20 protein-coding genes are annotated in these 21,406 nt (G+C 57.4%); 9 read left to right on the forward strand and 11 right to left on the reverse strand.

Translation table 11 applies throughout. The annotated features are described in order from the left end of the window. Positions 1 to 263: 263 nt before the first annotated feature. Positions 264 to 1,151, reverse strand: coding sequence for a hypothetical protein (locus EAF64_RS17910; protein ID WP_129070348.1), 888 nt, complete (start codon positions 1,149 to 1,151; stop codon positions 264 to 266). 819 nt (positions 1,152 to 1,970) lie between these two features. Between EAF64_RS17910 and EAF64_RS17915 the strand changes: the two genes are divergently transcribed. Beyond that, positions 1,971 to 2,855, forward strand: coding sequence for a DNA-binding protein (locus tag EAF64_RS17915; protein WP_227739045.1), 885 nt, complete (start codon positions 1,971 to 1,973; stop codon positions 2,853 to 2,855). 268 nt (positions 2,856 to 3,123) lie between these two features. Here the strand turns inward: EAF64_RS17915 and EAF64_RS17920 are convergent, their stop codons facing one another. The 4 genes from EAF64_RS17920 to EAF64_RS17940 all read right to left on the reverse strand — a co-directional run bounded on the left by EAF64_RS17920 (position 3,124) and on the right by EAF64_RS17940 (position 8,514). Next, complete coding sequence (locus EAF64_RS17920; RefSeq protein WP_129070349.1) at positions 3,124 to 3,693, reverse strand: hypothetical protein; 570 nt, start codon at positions 3,691 to 3,693, stop codon at positions 3,124 to 3,126. Then, a complete protein-coding gene (locus EAF64_RS17925) occupies positions 3,690 to 4,055 on the reverse strand; it encodes a hypothetical protein (RefSeq protein WP_129070350.1) in 366 nt (121 codons plus the stop codon). Before EAF64_RS17925 ends, EAF64_RS17920 begins: the two co-directional genes overlap by 4 nt. A gap of 1,129 nt (positions 4,056 to 5,184) precedes the next feature. After that, positions 5,185 to 7,146, reverse strand: coding sequence for an ester cyclase (locus EAF64_RS17935; protein ID WP_129070352.1), 1,962 nt, complete (start codon positions 7,144 to 7,146; stop codon positions 5,185 to 5,187). Between the two features lie 516 nt (positions 7,147 to 7,662). After that, positions 7,663 to 8,514 carry a hypothetical protein gene (locus EAF64_RS17940; RefSeq protein ID WP_129070353.1) on the reverse strand — a complete coding sequence of 284 codons (852 nt, stop codon included), beginning with the start codon at positions 8,512 to 8,514 and terminating at the stop codon, positions 7,663 to 7,665. Positions 8,515 to 8,816: 302 nt separating this feature from the next. Here EAF64_RS17940 and EAF64_RS17945 point away from each other — a divergent pair, with 302 nt between their 5' ends. From EAF64_RS17945 to EAF64_RS17960, 3 genes are all read left to right on the forward strand, one after another. Continuing rightward, a complete protein-coding gene (locus EAF64_RS17945) occupies positions 8,817 to 9,053 on the forward strand; it encodes a winged helix-turn-helix domain-containing protein (RefSeq protein ID WP_227739046.1) in 237 nt (78 codons plus the stop codon). A 362-nt stretch (positions 9,054 to 9,415) separates the two neighbouring features. Continuing rightward, positions 9,416 to 9,691: a hypothetical protein gene (locus EAF64_RS17955; RefSeq protein WP_129070355.1), complete on the forward strand. Its 276-nt coding sequence runs from the start codon at positions 9,416 to 9,418 to the stop codon at positions 9,689 to 9,691. Beyond that, positions 9,688 to 9,891 (forward strand): hypothetical protein, encoded by a 204-nt coding sequence (locus EAF64_RS17960; protein WP_129070356.1) that lies wholly within the window; start codon positions 9,688 to 9,690, stop codon positions 9,889 to 9,891. Before EAF64_RS17955 ends, EAF64_RS17960 begins: the two co-directional genes overlap by 4 nt. A gap of 100 nt (positions 9,892 to 9,991) precedes the next feature. Here the strand turns inward: EAF64_RS17960 and EAF64_RS17965 are convergent, their stop codons facing one another. Both EAF64_RS17965 and EAF64_RS17970 read right to left on the reverse strand, forming a co-directional pair. Beyond that, on the reverse strand, positions 9,992 to 10,984 hold the full coding sequence (locus tag EAF64_RS17965) for an HNH endonuclease (protein WP_227739047.1): 993 nt from the start codon (positions 10,982 to 10,984) through the stop codon (positions 9,992 to 9,994). 89 nt (positions 10,985 to 11,073) lie between these two features. Beyond that, complete coding sequence (locus tag EAF64_RS17970) at positions 11,074 to 11,937, reverse strand: DUF2250 domain-containing protein (RefSeq protein WP_129070357.1); 864 nt, start codon at positions 11,935 to 11,937, stop codon at positions 11,074 to 11,076. Positions 11,938 to 12,041: 104 nt separating this feature from the next. Here EAF64_RS17970 and EAF64_RS17975 point away from each other — a divergent pair, with 104 nt between their 5' ends. The 4 genes from EAF64_RS17975 to EAF64_RS17990 all read left to right on the forward strand — a co-directional run bounded on the left by EAF64_RS17975 (position 12,042) and on the right by EAF64_RS17990 (position 15,285). After that, positions 12,042 to 12,980 (forward strand): ImmA/IrrE family metallo-endopeptidase, encoded by a 939-nt coding sequence (locus tag EAF64_RS17975; protein ID WP_129070358.1) that lies wholly within the window; start codon positions 12,042 to 12,044, stop codon positions 12,978 to 12,980. Positions 12,981 to 13,115: 135 nt separating this feature from the next. Next, positions 13,116 to 13,424 carry a toxin-antitoxin system TumE family protein gene (locus EAF64_RS17980; protein ID WP_193767756.1) on the forward strand — a complete coding sequence of 103 codons (309 nt, stop codon included), beginning with the start codon at positions 13,116 to 13,118 and terminating at the stop codon, positions 13,422 to 13,424. Continuing rightward, positions 13,408 to 13,827 carry an HVO_A0114 family putative DNA-binding protein gene (locus EAF64_RS17985; protein WP_129070360.1) on the forward strand — a complete coding sequence of 140 codons (420 nt, stop codon included), beginning with the start codon at positions 13,408 to 13,410 and terminating at the stop codon, positions 13,825 to 13,827. Before EAF64_RS17980 ends, EAF64_RS17985 begins: the two co-directional genes overlap by 17 nt. Positions 13,828 to 14,067: 240 nt before the next feature. Further along, on the forward strand, positions 14,068 to 15,285 hold the full coding sequence (locus EAF64_RS17990; RefSeq protein WP_129070361.1) for an RNA-guided endonuclease InsQ/TnpB family protein: 1,218 nt from the start codon (positions 14,068 to 14,070) through the stop codon (positions 15,283 to 15,285). Positions 15,286 to 15,460: 175 nt separating this feature from the next. Here the strand turns inward: EAF64_RS17990 and EAF64_RS17995 are convergent, their stop codons facing one another. After that, positions 15,461 to 16,294 carry a universal stress protein gene (locus EAF64_RS17995; protein WP_129070362.1) on the reverse strand — a complete coding sequence of 278 codons (834 nt, stop codon included), beginning with the start codon at positions 16,292 to 16,294 and terminating at the stop codon, positions 15,461 to 15,463. 195 nt (positions 16,295 to 16,489) lie between these two features. Next, positions 16,490 to 16,894: a CBS domain-containing protein gene (locus EAF64_RS18000; protein ID WP_129070363.1), complete on the reverse strand. Its 405-nt coding sequence runs from the start codon at positions 16,892 to 16,894 to the stop codon at positions 16,490 to 16,492. Between the two features lie 550 nt (positions 16,895 to 17,444). Here EAF64_RS18000 and EAF64_RS18005 point away from each other — a divergent pair. Further along, positions 17,445 to 18,425: a transcription initiation factor IIB gene (locus EAF64_RS18005; protein ID WP_129070364.1), complete on the forward strand. Its 981-nt coding sequence runs from the start codon at positions 17,445 to 17,447 to the stop codon at positions 18,423 to 18,425. Positions 18,426 to 19,036: 611 nt separating this feature from the next. Here EAF64_RS18005 and EAF64_RS18010 read toward each other — a convergent pair. Beyond that, positions 19,037 to 19,786 carry an acetoacetate decarboxylase family protein gene (locus tag EAF64_RS18010; RefSeq protein ID WP_129070365.1) on the reverse strand — a complete coding sequence of 250 codons (750 nt, stop codon included), beginning with the start codon at positions 19,784 to 19,786 and terminating at the stop codon, positions 19,037 to 19,039. Positions 19,787 to 19,855: 69 nt separating this feature from the next. Then, positions 19,856 to 21,223: an alpha/beta fold hydrolase gene (locus EAF64_RS18015; RefSeq protein WP_129070366.1), complete on the reverse strand. Its 1,368-nt coding sequence runs from the start codon at positions 21,221 to 21,223 to the stop codon at positions 19,856 to 19,858. Positions 21,224 to 21,406 lie beyond the last annotated feature (183 nt).

A 21,406-nucleotide genomic window follows, 5' to 3' on the forward strand; every position in this document is an offset into this window, starting at 1 on the left:
ACGGGTCGGGGTTCCCGGAGCGCACTCGCCCTTCATCCACCAGGTGTGGGTAGTGCTAGGTCAGGAATCACCCGTAAGCGAGTGCGTCGTAAATAGGATCGAACCTCTTCAATGGTGCCAACACTAGGTTTATACCGCTTGACAGACTTCTATCCAGTATGAACCTCGAAGAGACGGTTGACTACCTCGCCGAGGAACTCGACCTCGAACGAAGTGAGCACGTTCACGAGGTCGGCCAGTCGGTCGCCGAGCTTCGCGACTGATCAAAACAGTTCTCTGAAGTCCCGTTCGACGAGCCCGTTCTCGAGGAACGTGACGAACTCTTGTTTCGTCGGGCCCTGTCGATCGAGCAGATCATCACGTTCTGCACGCTCGAGGACTGCTTGAGCGAAGTCTCTACAGTGGGACTCGTGTTGCCCAGCATACTCCGAGAGGGCCTCTCGCCAGTGCATATCCAACTCGAACTCGGCTAATCGGATTTGGATTCCATCTTTCCGTTCGACGAGGTCGACGTCCAACTCTTCGAGCTGCTTGAATCGGAGGTTGTTTCGACGGACCGTGATGAGCCGCTTGGAATCGACGATGTAGGAATCGACCCACTCACGCCAGGTGTCGTCGTCGACGTGGGTTCGTGGCATCTGGAACTCCGGATCCACACTCTCGATACAGAATTGCAGCATCGCGATGCCAGTTCGGTGATTCGCATTCGGGAGGGAATGCCGGAGAATCAAATTCGACATCACTTCTCCAGCAACAGTCGGAAGTGGTGCTCCCCAGGAGACGTGATCGAGTGCCTGCTGGATCTTTTGCGGTTCGAACTCCTTGTAGAGCCGGACCGCTTCTTCTTCCCGAACATCGACAGCGGCTTCGAGCAACTCAACTAAGCGGAATGTGACAACTTCTCCAGCACGTGAAAGGCCACCCATACGGTCGCTCAGCCACTCCTGATCGAAGTCGATATCCTGGGCTGATTCAATCTCTCCATCGCCTTCATAGAGTACATAGACCGGTGTTTCAAAGGGGTATCCGATACACTTCGTCGACTCGTCGGATTGCGCTCGCTGCGATCGGATCTCTGCCATCGATGCCGAGCTATATGTAAGTGAGAACTGGTCGGCCTGTGGGTGATGATAGAAGACGAGTCGGGCCATCTCACCGTGTATTTATCGGGTGGGAGTAAAGCAATCGTGTTTTTATATTGAGTCTTCTTGCGCTGATTCTACAGGTGATGCAGGCCGACAATGTGGGCATTCCCGGAATCCAGAGAGTTCCGTGAGCACGAGAAAACTCGATATTCTGGAGGTGAGTGATATGCTGGCCGGTGCTGTTCGGAACTGTCCTCTAGCGCTCTCTGAAAGCCCTCGCACGCTCCAGTCCCGCGACCGCGTCTGCGCTCCAGTTGGTGCTTGACGGGTCGGGGTTCCCGGAGCGCACTCGCCCCTTCACTCCACCAGGTGTGGTTTTTCGAGGTGGCGAAGCGGGTGTTTGTTGACGTTGTGAATGGCCCGCCCCGCTCGCCTCTCTCGCCCGGCACTTGCTCACGGCTTCCAGCCGTTCGCACACGCGGTTCTCCCTGTCGGTCGAACCGCTCGTCCCTCGCGACCGACCATTCCGGGCGTGCGCCTCGCTGCTCGCGGGTCGTCCCTCCCCGCTCGCTTTGTGGCCTCCCTGCGGTCGGCCACGCACTGCTCGCCGTTCCGGGCGTCTGGTTTCGCGCCAGCACCAAGCGCGCTGTCGGTCCTCGCAGGCTCGGACACGAAACCGGCTTGTGTGCTGGACGGTCGTGCCAGGCGAACCGGCGCGCGTCGCTGGGTGGCCGTCCGAGAGAGCGCGCCGCTCGCGCCCTGGCGGGCGCAAGCGAAGGCGCGAGCGGCGCGCAGCGGTGTGACTGATCGAGTCGGTCGGTGTGAGAAAACCGCGAGTAGGGTCGCGGTTGTCGGCGCGGTGAGCGCCTTCGGTCGTGATGACCAATGTCAGATACGAACCCACGAGGTAATGAAGTTTCGTCCGTTGCACAGGCAGTCAAACACGTCGATCTGGATGTCCGTGATCCGATCGCGGATGCACAGGGCCAGGAAGACGCAGTCGAAGAGAACCCCGAACTGCGGCCGTCTGTCGAGCAGGAAATACAGGGGAAAGTGGATACGAACCACCCGGATGCAACCCCCGAGGGGCTGACCCTCGAAGCAGAAGAGCGGATGCAGGCACGAGAGGAAGAAATAACGAGAACGTTCCAGCGGGTGGATCGGCGAGTGGACTCCGATCGAGAGAAACGAACGCAAGCGGTGGCTCGGTCGGGGAGTATCAAGCGCCGGCGTTCATTCGAGAAGCGCGCGGCGAGTGTCGACCCCTGGGCAGACCCAGATCGGGCAGACGCACGACTGCAGTTGTCCAGAGCTGAACTGGCGGAAGTAAACCAAGAGGCAGCGCGGGTGAGCGAGGAGCTACGCGGCTGGTCACGAGCGGCAATCAGCCGGCGGCTGGCAGAGCGGGTCGTGGATGGAACGGATGTGGCGAGTGCCGTAATGACGGTGTTTGAGGAGTTACAGATGGGGCCCGGACAGGTAATCCCGATTGCAGCACTGGAGCGGGTCGACGACTACGAGGTGGACATCGAGGGAACTGTGAGTGTGCTCTGGGAGTCACAATCGCCGAAGATCAGCCAGGTTGGACTGATCGACGACGGGACGAGCGAAACCAAGTTTACGAGCTGGCGGAAGTCAGGGCAGCCGATCGTTGAGGAAGGTGATCGGGTGCGAATGCGAGGGGTCGCGAAGAGTTGGTACCAGGGTCGGTGTTCGGTTGCACTCACGGGGCGAAGTCAGGTGACAATTCTCGGGGACAGGCCCGAGTAGGCAGCGCACGGCTCTTTCTTTTTCGAGACCAGACCTCCCACGACCCACCTCCCCACCCTCCGCTCCCGGCCTCCCTACGGTCGGCCGGCAGCCACAACCTCACGTGGTGGGGTTCGATATTTGAGACAGCTGTCCGATCCAGGCGGCTCGAAAAGAAACCGTGTTGCTATACGACGTACAGTGCGGAACAGGATCTTGTGTTGGTAAGTCATCTGTTCACCCTGTGAGTTGAGCTACGCGAGAAGCTCACTCGTGAGTGTGCTGAGATCTATTCTCCGAGACGCCGGAGTAATTGCGTGACATAAGGACTGTTCTTCCAACTACGGTGTGGGCTGCTCGTCGTGAGCAGTGTTCTCGCTTCTGCCTGCGTCAGATGGCCGTTTCGGGCGTAGTCGAAGATGAGCCGCGGTGTCGGGACGATCCGCGGCCCCTGAAGCACGGCGTGAATGAGTGGGAAGTTCGTCCCGCCGAACTCGTCGGTAAGGAAGCCGTCGACGTCGAGTGCGTTCGCGAGGACTATCCCGTCGGTTTCGCCGTCGTCGAGGCCAAACGTCGGCCGAGAATCTGGGGTGTCGGCACCCTCGTAGGGATCCTCGACTGTGTAGTGAGAACGGGCCGCGAGGACGTTACTCGCAGCCGCGCCGTGGATGTCCTGATACTGCGTGATATCGCGGAGTTCTGCAACGACTTCCGGCGGGACGAACACGTCACACGAGGTGAGGAGATACTGGAATGGGTCCGCGTCATCTGTGTCGACGGATGCGTCAGCCCGGGGTACGGCCAGACTGACGAGCGCGCTAGTATCTGCGACGACCGTTCGCAGTCGATGGCCGCTCATCGATCGTCAGCTTCGGTATCGACCGTCGTGATATCACCATCGTAGACGTCGACGTCGTCGGGGGCGGCGAGATCGAGCGGCTCGTCCTCGAGGTCTGCCTTGAGGAGGCGGAGTCGCTGGGCAGTTTCGGCTCCGACCAACTGCTTGACCGTCTCGAATTCGAGTTGGTCGTCGTAGTACTTCGTCGCGACGAGTTCCTGAAACGTCTCGCTATCGGCGGTCTCTTCGATGTACTCGCGGATGGCTTCGACGAGCAGATCCGTGCGATCCTTGTCGAAGAGTTCCGCGATTGCATCGAGCCGGTCAACGAGGTACTCGGGGGAGTGAAAATGGACCCGTCGCGGATCGTCGCTTGCGCTCATCTTATGCACACGTTTTGCACATAGAATCATAACGGTTTCGGCGTATGCACAGAGCTTGCACATCAGCGCTCGTGAGGGCGAACTCACACTGGTTTGAGTGCGTGGATCTACTCGTTATCGTCTGGTCACCGCTTCCGACATCCAAATCAATTCAAGCGTTTCTCACTTTTCCCGAACGGAACGAGCTGTTCGTCGGGATAGTGCTTCCTGAGCCACTGTGTGAGTTTCGCGAGTCGAGGTCCATCCCTTCGAGTGTGGTCACTTCGCCATCGGGGACGACGGCGACTGCTTTCCATGTCTTCGTCTCCGGTTCGAATCCAAAGAGATGGGCCTGCCGGTTGACGCCAACGTACAGCCCGACAACTGATCGTGCGCCACTCCCCTGGCCACGCGTTGTGGATTCGAGTCCGAACAACGGTGCAGTATGCACGAATGCGGAGACTTTCTCTCGGACAGCTAGTGCCTCCTCGATCGAAAATGGATGTGCAGGGAATCGATAGTTCGAGTCAGAAGGCATACGCTTGCCATTGCTGAGTGTAGCTTAAGCGTATGGATCGCTCTCTCCGGGGAGTTGGGTGTCATACAGCGGTTCTGATATCGACTTTTCGCCCCGATTCGGTCAGTACAGGTGAGCTACTCACTGGTGGTGCTGATCTTCGTCACGAAGTCTGTCAGAAGCGCCGTGACCGATACAGAGTGTATGCAGCATGACTATACCATGTGAAGACTTCTATGACACGCTCTTTCTTAGTGTAAGTCCTCCACGGCTGAGGAACACTGATACCGAAGATACGCTCCGCTACCGATACAGATTGTGGCGATGAGCAACAATCCACCGCTGAGAACACCCCTCAGTGAGCCTGAAACTCTGGGGTTTTCGACTATGTTGAAAGCTTGCTGAAACACAGTTAGTTGAAATACCAACAGAAGGCTCCCGCCGGATACCAACAGCCGACTTTTCGAGATCATGCTCATACTTCAGCCAGCACCCGGGAATTGTATAGGTCTTATCGACCTTCTCTGGCTCGGAAACGGAAGAAAAATATTATACTGTGTTCATCCAGGCACTCCTGCTGAGCAGTGTATTCTGTCTTTTTTATGCTAACGGACTGACGGGCCGGATTGGACGCTATACTTCGATCACTTCGGGCCGGGCTTCCAGCTGCTGCAGGAGCCCCATCGTGTCTTCGACCATCCCGGTTTCGACGATACGGCCGTCATCGATGTGGTGGATGACCATGCGTGTCACGTCCACGCGATTGCCGGTCGCGTCCACGCCGAACACCTGGCCCTCGTGTGTCCCCTGCAACCGTTTCCGGACGACGATTTTGTCCCCTTCCGACACGGTATCTTCGATCGTGAGCTTCAGGTCGGGGAACGCCTCGCGGTAGTTGGAGACGAACTCCCAGTAGGCCTCGGGACCGACCAAGTCATTCTGACCGTCGAGATACATAACCTCGTTGTCTCCGACCACGGCGTCCAGATATTCTCGACGACCGTTGTTCCAGACGTCAGTGACGAGCGACCGTGTGAGTTCCTCGTTCTCGGCTGGGGCGGACAGTTCGGTGACGACTGGCGTTGCTGCCATCCGGCTCGTCGTCGAGACGGGAGTTGCGGTCTCCGCAACGTTCAATTGGCGAAGCAAGCTCCACTGTTCGAGGAGAAGCCAGGACTCGGCTAAGCGACCGTCTCGGAGATGGTCTATCCGCATCCCCGAAATCGTCACCGTGTCCTCCGTCGGTTCGATGCCGAGGAAGGTCCCAGTGTGAGTTCCGGTCCCCTTCCACCGGGTCGCGACCGCGTTCGGTTGGGCGACCATCTCCTCTACTTCGACCGCTAAATCGGGAACGGCCTGTTGGAGCAACGCTCTGAATTCGAGTACGTCCTCGAGGTCGAAGGTGCCAGGTCCTTCGCTCGGGTCATCCCGAAGGTAGTTTCGGAGATTGACCAGACTGGTCGGAAAGTGTGCCTCGTAGGATGGACGGACCCACTCGTCGATGGTAGCGCGGCGGTCTGTTGTCCAGGTCGCTTCCACTGTCTCCCGGACATGACGCCGGTCTCGTTCTGTTGCGAGGAAGCGCTCGGCTTGCGCCCGGCCGTGGTCCCAGAGCAGTTCGAGGAACCGCGGTGACCGGTCTAACTTTGTCGCGTAGTCGAACCGTCTGTCCGGCGATGGGACGGACTCGTCCAGATTGATCGTCTTCACTTCGATCGGCTGGTAGACATCCTCGAGTGCGCCCGTGGCGTGCCACTCGTTGAGCTGTCGAATGAATTCGAGTTCCTGGTTGACCGAGAGGTTGCCGCCCAGTTCGTTCCGCCGGTCGGCGATCGCTTCGAGGTCGGTCGGGATAGATTCCTCTCGCTGGGGGTTTATCTGGACGATCCACAGTTCGTCTGGGGGATCGAGCCGGCCGGGCGCACGGCTGAAGAGATTCTCCAGTGGCGGGTTCTGAGAGAACAGCCCGTCCCAGTAATAGCGCGTCGTCCCGTCGGGCTGGGTCACCGGTGCGGCCTGGAACAGGTTGGGGACGGCGGCCGAAGCGAGGACAGCGTCGTAGCTCACGTCCCGCTCGGTGAAACTCCTGAAGGACCCACGCTGGACGTCGACCGCCCCGATGTCGAGCCGCGGGGGAACCGGCTCGGACCGATTCACCACGCTCGCGAGTTCGTCCGGACCGATCGCGTCCTCGAGGGTCTCACGGAGCACCGTTCTCCCCCAGTCGGACCCCGGCGTGGCATACGGACTCACGGCTGGAAGCGGGATCCCAAATCCCTGTGCCCGAACCGTCGAGACGCTGATAGCGTTCACCATCGTATCGAACACGCCGTCCGCCTCGAGATCATCCCATATCTGTGCCAGCAAACGCCTCGATTTCGCACGTCCCTTGTCTCGACCCTCGCTCGCCAGACCGAACCAGGCGGCGAAGGCACAGATGGCGCCACCGGACGTCCCGCTGAACCCGACGATGTCGTACTCGACTTCGTCCTCCGAGAGGAGGCGGTCGAGAACTCCGGCGGTGAACGCCGTGTGGCTCCCGCCGCCCTGACAGGCGATCGCAACGCGTCGTGGTGGTGTTTCGGTCGGGGACATGCAAACACAACCACAAATGATACGCCGTGGGCCGGCACGTCAGTTGTTACCAGAACGTGGCGGAACTGCTTCCGTCTCTGGAAGCTGACGGCCATGGTTTCTCATTCCGAACGCCACTCGGTGAGGAACTCGTCGCGGAGTCTGCTCTCATTCTTGTGCCTGATATGTGTCTACATATTGTACGGTTTTCAGAAAAACAGACGAAGGATGTTAGGATTCTCAGCGATCAGTAGGCATATACATTGAGCAGGTAACTCATTCCGCGTAGTCTCGAACCAATCTTAGAAACTGTTCCATGACACCGTGCGCTCCGGGGAGACGTGTCGTCCCCGGTGGCAGTTGTGTGTCCGTGGCTGGTCTGAGTCGCCGTTGTCGCGCTTGACTCGCGGACCGACAGCTACCGACAGCAGGCAGACAGACGCCACGCCTGCTGTCGTGGGTGGCGTCGACGGCTTGGGTGGGAGGTAGCCTGGAGCGTTGGGGTCCGCTTGGATTTTCTAGTCTCCGGGGAGGGTTCTATCCGGGGAGGTCAGTCGTTCCCGGAGTGTCAGTGTCTGTGGTGGCGGTTCCTGGGATATCCGAATCACTGGGGAGGACCAGGCGACGCTCTTTGTATTCGAGGCCGTCCTTGCGGTGGGTGCGTTTCTCGATATAGACGCGATCGTTGGCAAGCTCGCGAATGCGTTCGAGTGTCTGGCCGGCGAGTTTCTTCGCGTGGTCGTAACTCAATGTCTCATCGGAGCGTTCGTGCGTGGACTTGATCCAGATCCGGACGTCCGAGGCATCGACGTATTCTGAGACTGTGTTACAGCCCAGCGACCAGAGTGTCGAGCAGTCGTGTTTCCCGCGTTCGGCCCATGCCTTGGCTGCGAGATAGTCCGCGCGGCGGTTGGTGGCTGTCGTGAGTAGCTGGTCGTCCATGCGGGCCAGTTGCTGGATCGGCAGGAGATCCGCAGTTGCGAGTGGGGTAGTCCCCGAGCGCTCCAGGGGATCCTCGTGATCGGGGAGACGAACCCACTGGGTGCCCTCATCGTCTTTGAAGCGTTCGAGGCGGTTCTCGGGCAGGTCGAGTTGGTCCCTGGTGGGTGTGACGTGTTCGTATTCGAGGTGGGCTCCCTTTTCGAGTTCGCGTGTCTGTAGTTCGGCGAGCTGGGACTGGGTGGTTTTCGTGCGCTTGCGCAGTGCTTCGAGGAGTGCGGACTGTTTCTCACACGTGGACTGGAGGGAATCGACGCGTTGGTCGGCCGCCTTTCGTGCCTCGCGTTCGGTTTGGAGATCTGATTGGAGGTTCTCGATCTGGGTTTGTTGGGACTCGACGGTGGCCTCCAGGTCTGCAATGCGGGCTTCGAGGTGTTCGAGGGCCGTCATTGGCGGGTCCCTCCAGTGAGTGTGGTTAGGAGCGATGCAACTGGGCGTGTGGGGGATTGAATAGCCCCACGAGTATATTCGAACATGGCTTCTTCCGAGAGAGGAGGCCACACGGCGGCCCGCTGGCCCGGGTCGTCGTTTGCACTTCTGCGTTGACGAGTATCCGCCGTGGAACCCATTCGGTATCTCAAAGAGCGGCTACTTATTTGTTGTGTAGCTACATCAGATAGTGGACAAATTTATCTTGTAGGTGTAGTGTTGTAGATAGGGACGTGTCAGACCGCCGTGGTCCCGACCCTAACGTGGACGATGAGACGTTCTTGATGGAGATCCATCTGGCATACAAACCAGCACTCGGCACAACAGAGGTCGCCGAACGGGTGGGGCTTAGCCAACAGGCAGCTTCCAAACGATTGCAACGTCTCGAAGACTATCGGTTGGTTGAATCTGACAAAATCGGAAACGCGCGTGTCTGGTGGCTCACAGATGACGGGCGTCGTCAGCTTGATCCCGAGGAAAACGAGTCGTCGAGCCAGTAGATCCACGGGCCACCGCCAACACGTGCCCGATTGAGTTCACCACGCTCGCCGAGTCGTTCTAGACGCTGTCGGACCCGCCAATCTGAGAGCCCAACACGTTCAGCGACACCACCAGCAGTGGCAAATGGCTCTGCTGCCTTGGCGATGGCGTCGATCAATTCACGATCACTCACAGTTGGGTCTGGTCCTTTCGTGGCCATCTGCTTGTCTCGGTGATTGGTTGTGGCTAAACAATAGTATTATGGGTGTGTAGTCACAACAGTTTGGCACGGGATCCGGGCTCTTTCGGGTGGTTTCACGCAGAAAGTCGCCCGCCTGCTAAGGACAGGCGAGCCGGGTTCCTGCTGAGATGATTAGAACCCATGGCAACGAACACACGGACTGCTGAAAACGCTTCCGTCCGGCCACAGTGGCTGTTCTGTGGTACGGACACAACTGGCACCGATCACGTCTACAACACGGTCACTGACTCCGTCATCGCGGTTGCACCGGATGGCCACCGCGAACACGTTGCTGACCTCTCGGAGGCAAGTATCGACGAGTGGATGGCCTTCGTCGCTCAGAAACGCGGGTGGGCTAATCGACGGCTCTACGAACATTTCGGTGATGCACTGGCCGACCGGGTGAGTAGTGTATGAGCGAGCGGGTTGATCTTGAGGCAGTCAGACACCAACTGGTGCAGGCCTACACCCGCGCAGTGGAACCGGATGCGATCGTGCATTTGCAGGCGGCGTTAGCGGAGTTTGAGGATGGGCTAACAGCGGAACTGTTCGAGTGTCCGATGTGTCGCCGGCGCGGCTTCCTCGAGCGGATCCGGGAACACGACTGTCGAGGCTGAGTGCAGACTTTCTTGCCTCTACTAGTCTATGGCGAGTAGTCTCTCTTGAGATCTAAACCGTAGCTTCTTCTCGAAGCAATGGTGCTGTCCAGAGCAGATCTTAGTCTGCGAGCCACTCCAGGCGCTCGTTGTGTTCTCTGAGATATTCCGGATTGACGCCACGATCTGGGATCGAGATTGGTTCACCTGCCTGCTCGCGGATCGTTCGTTGGAGTAAATCGCTATCGGTCTCGAATGTGGGATTCACGCGCAGTCGGTAGTCCTGATCGATCGTGATGAGGTCGCGATCGAAAGCAGCGTGGTGGATTTTACTCAACGGGAGGACGTTCGAAAGATCAGCACGACGGTGGGGGTACTCACTCCAGGGGAGGACATGGGCAACATCCAGGAGCGCCCGATGATCGACACCAGAAACAGGGCAGGTTGTGTCGTAGCGTGAGAGAACCGTCATTCGGAATTCCGGATCAACCGACCGAGCTTGAACGGTCGTCTCGTAACTCCGAGCGTCCATCGTGGTGGCGTCCGTCGCTGTTGCTGGTGTGTCTACAGAGGCCCACTGTTCGATCGCTGCTTCGATAAACGATCTGCCCTGCTCACTGAGTCGGTACTGGGTGCCGTCTTTCTCGACCAGGCCGAGACTTCGAAGCCAAGCGGTCCGTTGTTTCGCCATATCGGTATTCGATTCATCCCAGTCGAGTTCGGGATGGGTCTGGAGTTGCTGGCGGTTGATTTCCTCGATTGTCATCGGACCTGGAGAAAGCGAATACAGGAGACTACGGAGGCCAAGGTTTCGACGGCACATTATTTCGGCCAGCGTCTCCATCGAGCGGTCTGTACGGTACTTTTCACCGGCTTGGCCGAGTATCCACTCGTTGTCTGTCTGTTCGAGAAAGCCGACGTTCACCAGATAGTCGAGTCGTCGCTGGATCGAGGTGCGACTGGAAACCCGGTCGAATCGTCCACGATGCCAGCCGATCAATTCGTCCGTCGTTGGCTGTTGTGCGGCGACGAACTCAAGAATCGCGTCAAGTGTCGCGACGTAGTTCGTCGCGCCGCCGAACATCGGGACGATGCTTCGAATCCGATCAGGCATCTCCGCCTAGACGTACGCTGGAGTAAATATGATGTTTGGGAAGAAATCGAGAAAACACCGCTGTAAAGACTCGTAATGGACCGACTTCACTAGTCATCAAGCTCCCGTAGCAATTCTTCAGCCACGGGTGTCGTCACGTAATAGGTGTGCTTGCGGTGGGTCTCGTCTTTGGGTTTCAGCTTGCGTTCACTGCCCTTGATTGTACTTCCTTCGTAGGTAGTCACCAGTCCCACGCGTTGAAGCGCCCGGTACAGATGGCGAACGTACTCGAAGTCCATGTCCAGTTCGTCAGCGGTCATCCGCGGATAATCCGGTCCACCACGAGCCAGTCGCTTGGCGACCGTCTGGCCATCCGGCAAGTGCCGGAGGACGTTCTTCTTCCCGTCCCGTTCTTCTAAAAAGCGCAGGAGGTGATCGCCCTCCCGTGAGAGCCTGTAATAGGTGTGGTGCTGGCGGACCTCGTCGGCTTTCTTGGCCTTCACCCGGCGTTGCTTGACGGTTCCCGACTCGACGCGCTCCAGAAGCCCAGCCGTTTCCATCTTCTCACACAGCGCTTCGACCTGTTTCCGTTCAGCATCGAGGTGTCCGGCCATCGACCGCGGATAGTTCCCCTCGACCGTGTCGAGGTGATAGAGAATCTGATACGCCACCGGATCGGCTGGTAGCGGTGCGAGTTGCCCGACCACGGCCTGTTGCTGTTCGAGCTCGGCTTCCAATTCTTTCACCCGTTCGTAGCGTTGCTGGGCGTTGGCCGCTGGGTCCTGATCGAGATCCAGGACTACCTCGATCGATTCCCCCTGTGGGGTCTCCAGTGTGACCGTGAGTTCGCCCGCCTCCCAGTGGTCGCCGGACTCGTTGCGCGCCTGCTTGAGTGCATCTTCGACCGTCTGATAGCGGGTCATGATTGTGTCGGCTTCCAGCCGGAGGCGCTTGATCTCGGCCTCGGAGACCATCCTGGGTCCCAGTACACTCTTCGCCCGCTTGAACCCACCGCGACGGTCTGTTTTTTGCCCCCGAGGGGGTGCGGGGCCACACACAGTGGTCGCGCTGATTCGAGATGGCAACGAGTGACAACACGACATTCGACGACCGGGAGACGCGTGATGAACAGATGCGAGCAACTATCGACGAGTGGGTGGGAGACCTCACTCACCTCGTCGACGAGGCACAAGCCAGCGTGGAGTTCCAGGAGTGGCTGGATGTCCAGAGTCGCCTCCACGAGTACTCACACCGGAATACACTCCTGATCAAACAACAGTGCCCTGAGGCGACGAAGGTTGCGGGCTACCGAACCTGGCAGGAAGAGTTCGACAGATACGTCACAGAAGGCGAGTCGGCGATCTGGATCTGGGCACCCATCATCACCACGCGGTGTCCCGAATGTGAGAACGCACCGTCGTATCACGACACGTCGGGCTGTGAGTACGACGAGACACCACCGGAGGAGTGGGACCAGGGGCTGGTCGGGTTCAAGCCCGCACCAGTCTTCGACGTCTCCCAGACAGAAGGCGAGCCACTCCCGGAACTCGATACTGACACACACGGCGATGGAGCCGAATTAGTCGGCGCACTCCAGAGGGCTGGGCCCGATCTCGATATCGAGGTCCAAATCGTCGCTCAGTCCGACTGGACCTATCCGGGTGCAAAGGGGGTCTGTAGTCAGTCGGGACAGGACGAGCGTCCAACGGTGAAGGCAAAGGACAGAACGAACGACGCCGATCTAGCGACAACACTGATCCACGAGTACGCCCACGCGCTATTGCACTTTCAGGTGGCCGACGACAGCGAACGGGCCAAACGCGAAGTCGAAGCCGAAGCAGTGGCGTACGTCGTTGGAAGGTACTTCGGCCTCGACACGAGCAACGCAGCGTTCTATCTGGCGGTCTGGGCTGAGGACGAGACGGATACGATCACTGACCGACTGCAGCGGATCAGTACCACCGCAACGACGATCATCGACGTAGTCAACGACCAACTGGGCGACAGCACAACATAGCGTCGGTACCCGTCTCATCAGCTACTGAACCTTGAACAGCATTCAGCTACGTCTCCATTCCGTTCAGATGGCTCTGGCGAGATCGTGTTGTGGCACTCACCAACACTTAATATGTTGGACCCAGTACCAACACTTGTGACAGGGGACGATGCACAGCAAATTATCAACGTCACGCGGGACTTCGGTGACCGCTACGCTGAGATCACTGCCTATCAGGTCCCCACGTCTGACCGCTATCCAGAGGGCATCAAGTACTCGATGCAGTACGGGAATGCAGCCGGCGAAACCATACTCCGGTATGATAACTTTCCCGACCACCCCGACGCAGCGCATCACCACAAGCATCGTGCCGATGGAACCGTCGTCGATGTTGACTTTGATGGGCTGCAATCCCTCTTTCAGCGGTTCAAATCCGAGGTGAGTGACTATGGCCACAACTGGTAACTCCAACAAGACCGACCGCACGCTCCACATCCGATTCCAAGAAGGGAGTGACGACGACCTCGAAGATGCGCTCGCTGCACTCGATCGTGGCGAAACGCCTGACCCCCATCTCGAAGTCGTGTATCATGACCCAGCCGACGTCCACCGTGTCACCCGACCAAAATCGCTTGAACTCTTGCGTGCAATCGTCCAGCACAACCCGGAGAGCATCCGCGAGACCGCTCGCCTCGTCGATCGAGATGTGAGTCAGGTCCATCGAAACTTGACCGAACTTGAAGAGTTGCACCTGGTCGAACTCGTCGATGATGGACAGTCGAAACGACCGTCCGTTTGGTACGAGGCAATTGATATCGATCTGCCGCTCGTGACTCCGGATGTTGGGTCAGACGAAGCGACAGCTTGAGATCCACCTCCTTCTGACGGCCGTGGTATTGCGCTTGTTCGGCCTATCGGTGCATGAGCAAGAATCAATAAATAGGCTAGTCAGCCGCACTGGAACTGAGTGATGCCACCTAATTCAGCGAGGGAGTCCCGCCGTTCACGGCGGGCGGGAATCGCGTAAGCTCCGAGAACCAAACAACGTTCAACGACCTGGCCAACTCCCAAGTATTTATATATAGTCAGTGCCACTCGTGGTATGTAGATGGAGATTCAGCGTACCCCTGTCGTCAAACTCTCCGTCCCCGACGAGCGCCGCGACGACCTGAAACGGACGATGAACACGTTTCGGGACGCCGCACAGCGATTTGCCGACCGGGGCTGGGACGGGGACGACGACGGGTACGTAATAACGTCGCGCTCTCGACTTCAGCCGCTCGTCTACGACGAGATACGGGAAGACACAGGGCTACACGCCGATTTGACGGTGGCCGCTGTCAACCATGCCGCCGACGCACTCACTGGTTGCGTAGACAGGATAAAAGAGGGAGAACGTACCTCGAAGCCCGTATTCACGTCGAACACGACTGTCTACAACACCAACGCGATAAGCTACTTCGACAGCTATTGTTCGTTGGCCGCATACGGTAGTGGGCGTGTCCATGCCGAGTACGTCTACCCGGACGACTCACCCCAAGCTGAATACATGGAGAGCGACGAGTGGCAGAAACAGGGCGCGAAACTCCGCTACGACCGCCAGACAGACACCTACTACCTACACGTTTCCGTCAAACAGGAACGCGACGAGTCGTCGGAAGAAACCGAGAGCCGAACAGTTCTCGGCGTAGACCGGAACGTGGACGGGTATCTGGCCGTCACCAGCACAGGTGCGTTCATCGGCAACGCTGACCTGCTGAATCACAAACGCCGCGAGTACGAACACCGCCGCGCTCAACTGCAACAGCAGGGCACGCGAAGCGCACACCTAACAATTCAGTCCATCGGTGACACCTTCGCCAACTGGTCAGAGAACTTCCTCCACCAAACGTCGAAACGGCTGGTCGAAGAAGCCGTGTCACAGGGCTGTTCCGTTATCGTCTTCGAGGACTTGGAACAGATACGGGAACGTATCTCGAACGCCTCGAAATTCCAGCAGTGGGCGTTCCGCGAATTGAAACGCCAGACGACGTACAAAGCCCGTAGCGAAGGAATCGCCGTCGAGTCAGTCCATCCTGCGTACACCAGTCAACGGTGTAGTCACGCCGACTGTGGCTTCACGCACGAAGACAACCGCGACGGCGACGACTTTGGCTGTCAGAAGTGCGGCAAAGAGCTACACGCCGACTACAACGCGGCACGGAATATCGCACACAGGTACGTCCAGAACCGGCTCAAGTCTGGTTCTGGACGGGCGCCCCATCACCTCGCCCTCAAGTCGGGGACGTTGAACGGGAACGGCGATTACACGCCTTCCACAGTATAGTGGATAGACCGGGAGTCCACCGACAAACCTCGGCGTTCACGCCGAGGTAGGTGATATAGACTGGGAACCGCCATCCTAGTGGAGGCAATAACGGCCAAATCTTCGTCCGCCCGTTCACCCTTTCGAGATGGATTTCTATTCCAAGGATAGCTATCCATTCAGATTGGTGAAACGGTCATCGGACGACTGTGACGGGTGCAGGTGACCGTCTTGCAACGGTCTCTGCGACACTCCCGAGGAGCAGCCTGGATACACCAGAACGACCGTGGCTCCCCATAATCACGTGATCAATGTCGTGTTCGTCGACGTACTTGCAGATCGCATAGGCCGGCCTATTTGGCCCCCATTCGACGACTGTCGTTGTCGTGACGTTGGCACCGTACTCTCGAGCGAGGTCTTTTGCGTCCGCCAGCAATTGCTCTGCTTCGGCTTCGATCTGTTCATACTCTGCTTCGGAGTGGACCAGTTGCCCTTCGCCGTAGTGTGTTTCCATCGGATCGATTGCGTGGAGTACCGTTGTTTCGACGGCTGGAAAGATTGAATATGCATATTCGAGTGCATTTCTCGACTGTTCTGAGCCGTCGATTGGAACGAGATGGTGCTTTTCGCCCACCCGTTGCTGTGGGCGGACGATCGTGACGGGAACGGGTGCCCGTCGCAGGACCTGCTCGGCAACACTCCCCAACAGGATTCGTGCGGACCGCTCTCTGCCGTGGCTTCCAATCACGATTTCGTCGACATCATGTTCCTCGCTGGCGGTCACGATCTCACGGCTCGGGTGCCCGACGCATGTCTCTGTTTTCACCTCGATATCGTGGCGCTCGGCGACATCGAGTAACTCAGCAAATATTCGGTCAGGTCGCAGCTCGTCGTCTGCTGGATCGGTGTATCGAGGATTGGTGACGTGAATGAGCGTGATTTCCCCATCTGGGAACGTGGCTATGGCGTGTTCGAGCGCGTCTTTCGAGAGTGGCGACCCATCTGTCGGTACTAACACTTTTCGTGGCATAGCAGATAGTTCGGCTCCAACTGTGTTAGAAATTATCTCGGGATTTCTGAGACTCTACTGTGGATGAGAGTTACGCTGCAACCACTCCGAATCCTCGCTACTTCTCACCTGAATGGTAGTTGCTCTCCTACCTTCGGCATGAGCCTCGCTGAGTTCTGCATGAGCCCGCATGGAAATAGTGTATTATCTCTGACCCTACGCGACAGAGGATTGCTCGACATCCGAGAGGTAGGCCGTGAGGTCTGTCGTCGAGAGCATTCCAATAACACCTTCCTCGTCGTCGACGACGGGGAGGTGCTGGATACCGTAGGTGATCATCTTGTCCGCGGCGTCGCGGATGGAGTCCTGTGCATCGACCGTGACGACCTGGTCGGTCATGTACCGCTCGACGGTCATGTTTGCCTTTGGCTGGCTTTTGGCAACGATGCGGACGAAGTCTGTACTCGTGAGAATACCTTTCAATTGATTGTGGCTGTCGACGACAACGAGCGATCCAATCTCCTTTTCGAGCAGGATGTCGGCAGCTTCCTCGACGAGGGTGTCCGGTGAAATGGAGATGGTACCTGATGACATCAGACGGGCGACGAAAATATCATCCATGATCCTACACTGGACGGTCGGCCGCTAATGCTTATTGGTACGGATTAGCAACCGAACATCGAGTTCTCGCGACACTGTTTTACTCGTTAGGAATATCTCCGGATCGCTGTAGAGTAAGTGCACACGGCCCATTTTCTCACCGTGGGCGCAGGATGAGTTACCTTGCGGGTTCACCACTCTAGCTCGTACTGAGCTACTTCAGATGATCCACATACAGGACAGCTCCTGCCAGCGTTGTCGATACGTGAGCCACAGTGACGACACTCACAAAATCTATTCCTCTCCCGTTGTCCTGTGACCGCGCGCTTGATTCGGTTGATCATGGGTATTGGTGCATGAGCGAGAATCGGTAAATAGGCCAGCCAGTCGCACTGGAACTGAAAACTACAGGACAGCGCAGTGATCACGAATCCTGCGTCAGCCGAGTGTCTGACGGCCGTTCCGATGAATCGTGCCCCCTCTGCAGACGAGTCTTTCTGCCCACGTTCGCGCCGCACGTTTTTGTGTGCCCCTGAGGGGTGCGGGGCAAGCAAGTCCCCGGAATACGAACATGACTTCGAGAGAAATCTACGAGTGTGGCTTCGATGAGGACGATGGAAAAACAATCGCTGCGACTGAGTGTCCCGATTGTGCGGGATCACTTGAAACGGATGGCGGCGAAACTGCCTGTGCCGATTGTGGCCTGATTCTCGACGAGTATCGCCTCGACCATGCGGCACGGCCTTTCTCCCGTCCGAGTAACGAGCAGAACCGAAAGCGGACTGGCCCGCGACTCACCCAGGCACGTCACGATCGAGGGCTGTCCAGCGAGATCGGCTTCAAGAGAGATGCGAAGGGAAACAGCCTCTCGAACCGTAAACAACGGCAACTTGGTCGCCTTCGTCGCGAGCACAATCGGGCACGCTGGCGGAGCAAGGCCGAACGGAATCTTGGACAGGCCTGTACGGAAATCGCTCGACTCACAAGCGCGTTAGAACTCCCCAGAAGTGTCCGTGAAGAAGCCTCCAAGCTCTATCGAGAGGGACAACAAGAAGACCTGATCCACGGGCGGTCGATCGAAGGGATCGCAGCCGGCGCTGTGTATGCGGCCTGTCGCCGAAGCAAGCACACCAGAACACTCACAGACGTTGCCGAGGTCGCGCGGTGTTCTGACCAGCAAGTGTGGAATGGCTACAGTACGCTGAACCGGGAACTCCAGATGGCGGTTCGCCCCCTGTTTCCGGTCGAGTTCATCCCGACACTCGCATCGACACTCGATCTGGAATCCGAGATTGAATTCTACGCTCGGACACTCGCAGAAGCAGCGACGGAGGCGGGAATCACGACTGGTTGTAACCCAGCAGGGGTTGCTGGCGGCTGTCTCGCGGTTGCGGTCGACGCCTTTGAGGAACCGATCACACAGTTAGCAATCGCCGATGCAGCGGACGTGTCACCAGCGACGATCAGGGCCAAGCGAAACGCGATCTGGGACCTGGAGCGGACGAACGAGCTTGACCCCAACACGTCTGGGTCTTCGGTGGTGGTCGAGTGATGTTCGATGTCATCAGTCGAGTTCTGGGACGATCACGTGCTGTGACGATCTGTGAGTGCCGTCACTGTGGGACAACTGTCGATTCCACTAGCGAAGCCTGTTCACTCTGTGGTCGGACAGGAATTGCAGTGTATCGGATAGAGTAACACAGAGAGGCATGGAACAGTTTCCAATGCGATTGTTTTGACGCCTTTTACGCTGAATGACCTGCTAAGCACGTCTGAGTATTTTGAATCTCGGTTTTTGTACCCTGTCTTGGAGCTGTGATTAGAACGAACCGCCGATACCGATGTATACGAAAATGCCGACAACGGTTGCGACTACCTGAAGTACGAACAATATCGCGTAATCCTTGGGTTCCATGTTACTCTGTCTCTGAACTATTGACTAAAGCCTGGGGAAGACTCATAGAAGAGTTTTACAAAATGCTTCGGTCGCGTGCGAGTCGGCCACTCTGGTGAGTCCACGCTCTATATTGAGCAGATAGGGAAAGAGCACTAAACAGGTATGCGATCCGGTCTATGACACTCTGGGAAGAGAAACCTACGGAAATCCGGTGCATGAGACTTTTTCGGTAATTCTCTTAGAACGTCACGCTGGTCGTAATGCTGTCAGCCGTCGGTGTGATAGTTCTTGAAAACGCGCCCCTGTGGATAGGTGAATGTGACCGTCCCATAGAGGACAGACGGTGTCGATAGTGGTTCAATTGGCGCGAATTCTTGAAAGCCGGCGTCATCCGGGAACGAGAACGTAATGTCTTCGACATCTGCCTCGTAGAGTTCACTCGTGAACGGAATCGGGAACTCTACGAGTTCGTCGATATCTGGCCGGTCGCCAGTCGGGTCTGGCACCTGCTTGTGGGAATAGTAGTTGAGGTGTCCGGTGAGGGTATCGATTTGTGTCTCACCGACCGTTGCCTCGGTTTCGATGACTGGGTCACCATCGACCGAGAGTGTCGAGGTTAGATGGCCGTCATCTTCTTTCCACGAACACGAACCCGCTCGAACGGGGAGTCCACCGATCTCTCGATTGTACTCTCTCATGGCACGGGAGTCATTCCAGTAGCCAACCCAGAATCGCCCTGGAACAGGTAGTTCGCCATTGGCGTTGCTGAGCGCACGGCTATCGTGTCCTTCGATCTCGACGGTCAAGTACGTGAGTGAGTACGGGTCGAGATGGCTGGTTTGGTCGGCCGAGGGGACACGGTACATATTCATCTGGATGAGATTGTTCGGATGCGGCTCTAGCCCTGGCGGCAATGCAGCCGAGAGTACATCTGGATCTGCTTCGTAGCCGACGATGAGCATCTGTGTATTCTTGATTATCTGCGGTGCCGGGATTTCTGTGGTTGTGTCGGTCATTGTGGTCTCCTGAGTGTCCTGTTATACATTTTCGAGTGCCGGTGTGTGAATCTCTGATCCGTGGGTTGGCTACCGGTTGCGTTCGATACCGAAATCCGACGGTTTCAGGACTTCAGGTACCGGTTCATCGCGAACACCACGAATGTCATCCAGAACTGGCTTGAGGTACGCGGGGAACAGATCCGGTGCCTCAGCCATCGGGAAGTGCCCGACTGCCTGCATCTCGTGGGCGGTTGCGCCGTCACCGATAGCAGCCGCGGCCTCACGTGCGTCGTCAGGATTGGTCAGGTAATCGTACTCGCCGTTCATGAGATACATCCGAACCTGCGAGGCATCGATATCGTCGGCCGAGTCGCGATAATCGTGTTCGACCGAATAATAGTAGAGATCGCCTTTGAGGACGCCATTAGCACCCTGTTCATAGTTATAGAGGGTTTCTCGCCGGGCCCATTCCGGTGACTGTGGTGCCATGAGCCCCCAGGTCGCATACGAGATTACGTCGTTTGCATTGATGTGGGGATGATCGAGCCACTGAATGTAGAAACCGGGCGTAAACAGCCCTGCTTCGAGGCCGATGAGTGCCCGAAATCGTTCTGGATACCAATCGCCGAGTTCGAGGGTAATCGTGCCACCCATACTCGACCCGATGAACACAGGATCATCCAGTTCGAGTGCATCCGCAATCGAGACGATGGTGTCGGTGAACCGTTCGGCCGTGAGATCGTATTGTTCGCTCCACCACGATTCACTCGATGGCGGGAGTGACTTCCCGTGTCGTGGGAGGTCGTAGGCGATCACCCGGAAGTGTTCGGTAATATCGTCGTTGTTGAGGACGTGACGCCACTGCTGATTGTTACAGCCGGCAGTGTGTTGACACAGGAGTGGGATCCCATCCTCAGGGCCGGCTTCCTCGTAGTAGATTCGGTGTGGGACACCATCGAGATCAATCGTGACGAACTGTCCTGTGATCGCTTCGTTCGAGGGTTCGCTCGGTCGTGTCGATCCCGCTGTGCGTGGTTCGCCACTCTGCTCTGTGATTCGCATGAGGTCCAGCGCACGCTGAATTGCGCGGAAGTTCTGGAAGATCACCTTGTGATCGCCAGCGAGATCGAAGTATCCCTCTTCGCCCTTCACTGCCGTTCGATAGAACGATGCAAATACCTCGTTGTGGTGGGATGGCGGGACCTCCTCCGTGAATTGATTCCAGGCATCTGGCGATCCGATGACGCTGAACGACCACGAATCGTCGAGGCCGGGTGTGCGTACATCCTGAACCTCGCCATCGTACATATCGATGAGATAAGTATCTTCACCGATGGCGACGACGAAATTCTCATCGAATGCCTGTCGACCATGTAGGGTCATTTCCGGGTCGGAACTGACGATTTCTGTATAACGATTCCACCAGTCATCACTTGCAAATTCTGCGTCTGTCATAGTGTGTTTAGACCAGTATATGTGTGTGGTTACCACACACGCCGTACGGAGATAGAAATTGAACGGATTCTATAATAAAGACCGTCTGAAACCCAGAGACGGTTTACAGGTGGTCGAGGCGAATGCCTGGGGCTTGACCTGTTATCCGACTGGATCCGTTCGTATTCGGTCCTCTCTGTTTTG

It is taken from the genome of Halorientalis pallida, from assembly GCF_004118325.1.
GTDB classification, from domain to species: Archaea; Halobacteriota; Halobacteria; order Halobacteriales; family Haloarculaceae; genus Halorientalis; species Halorientalis pallida.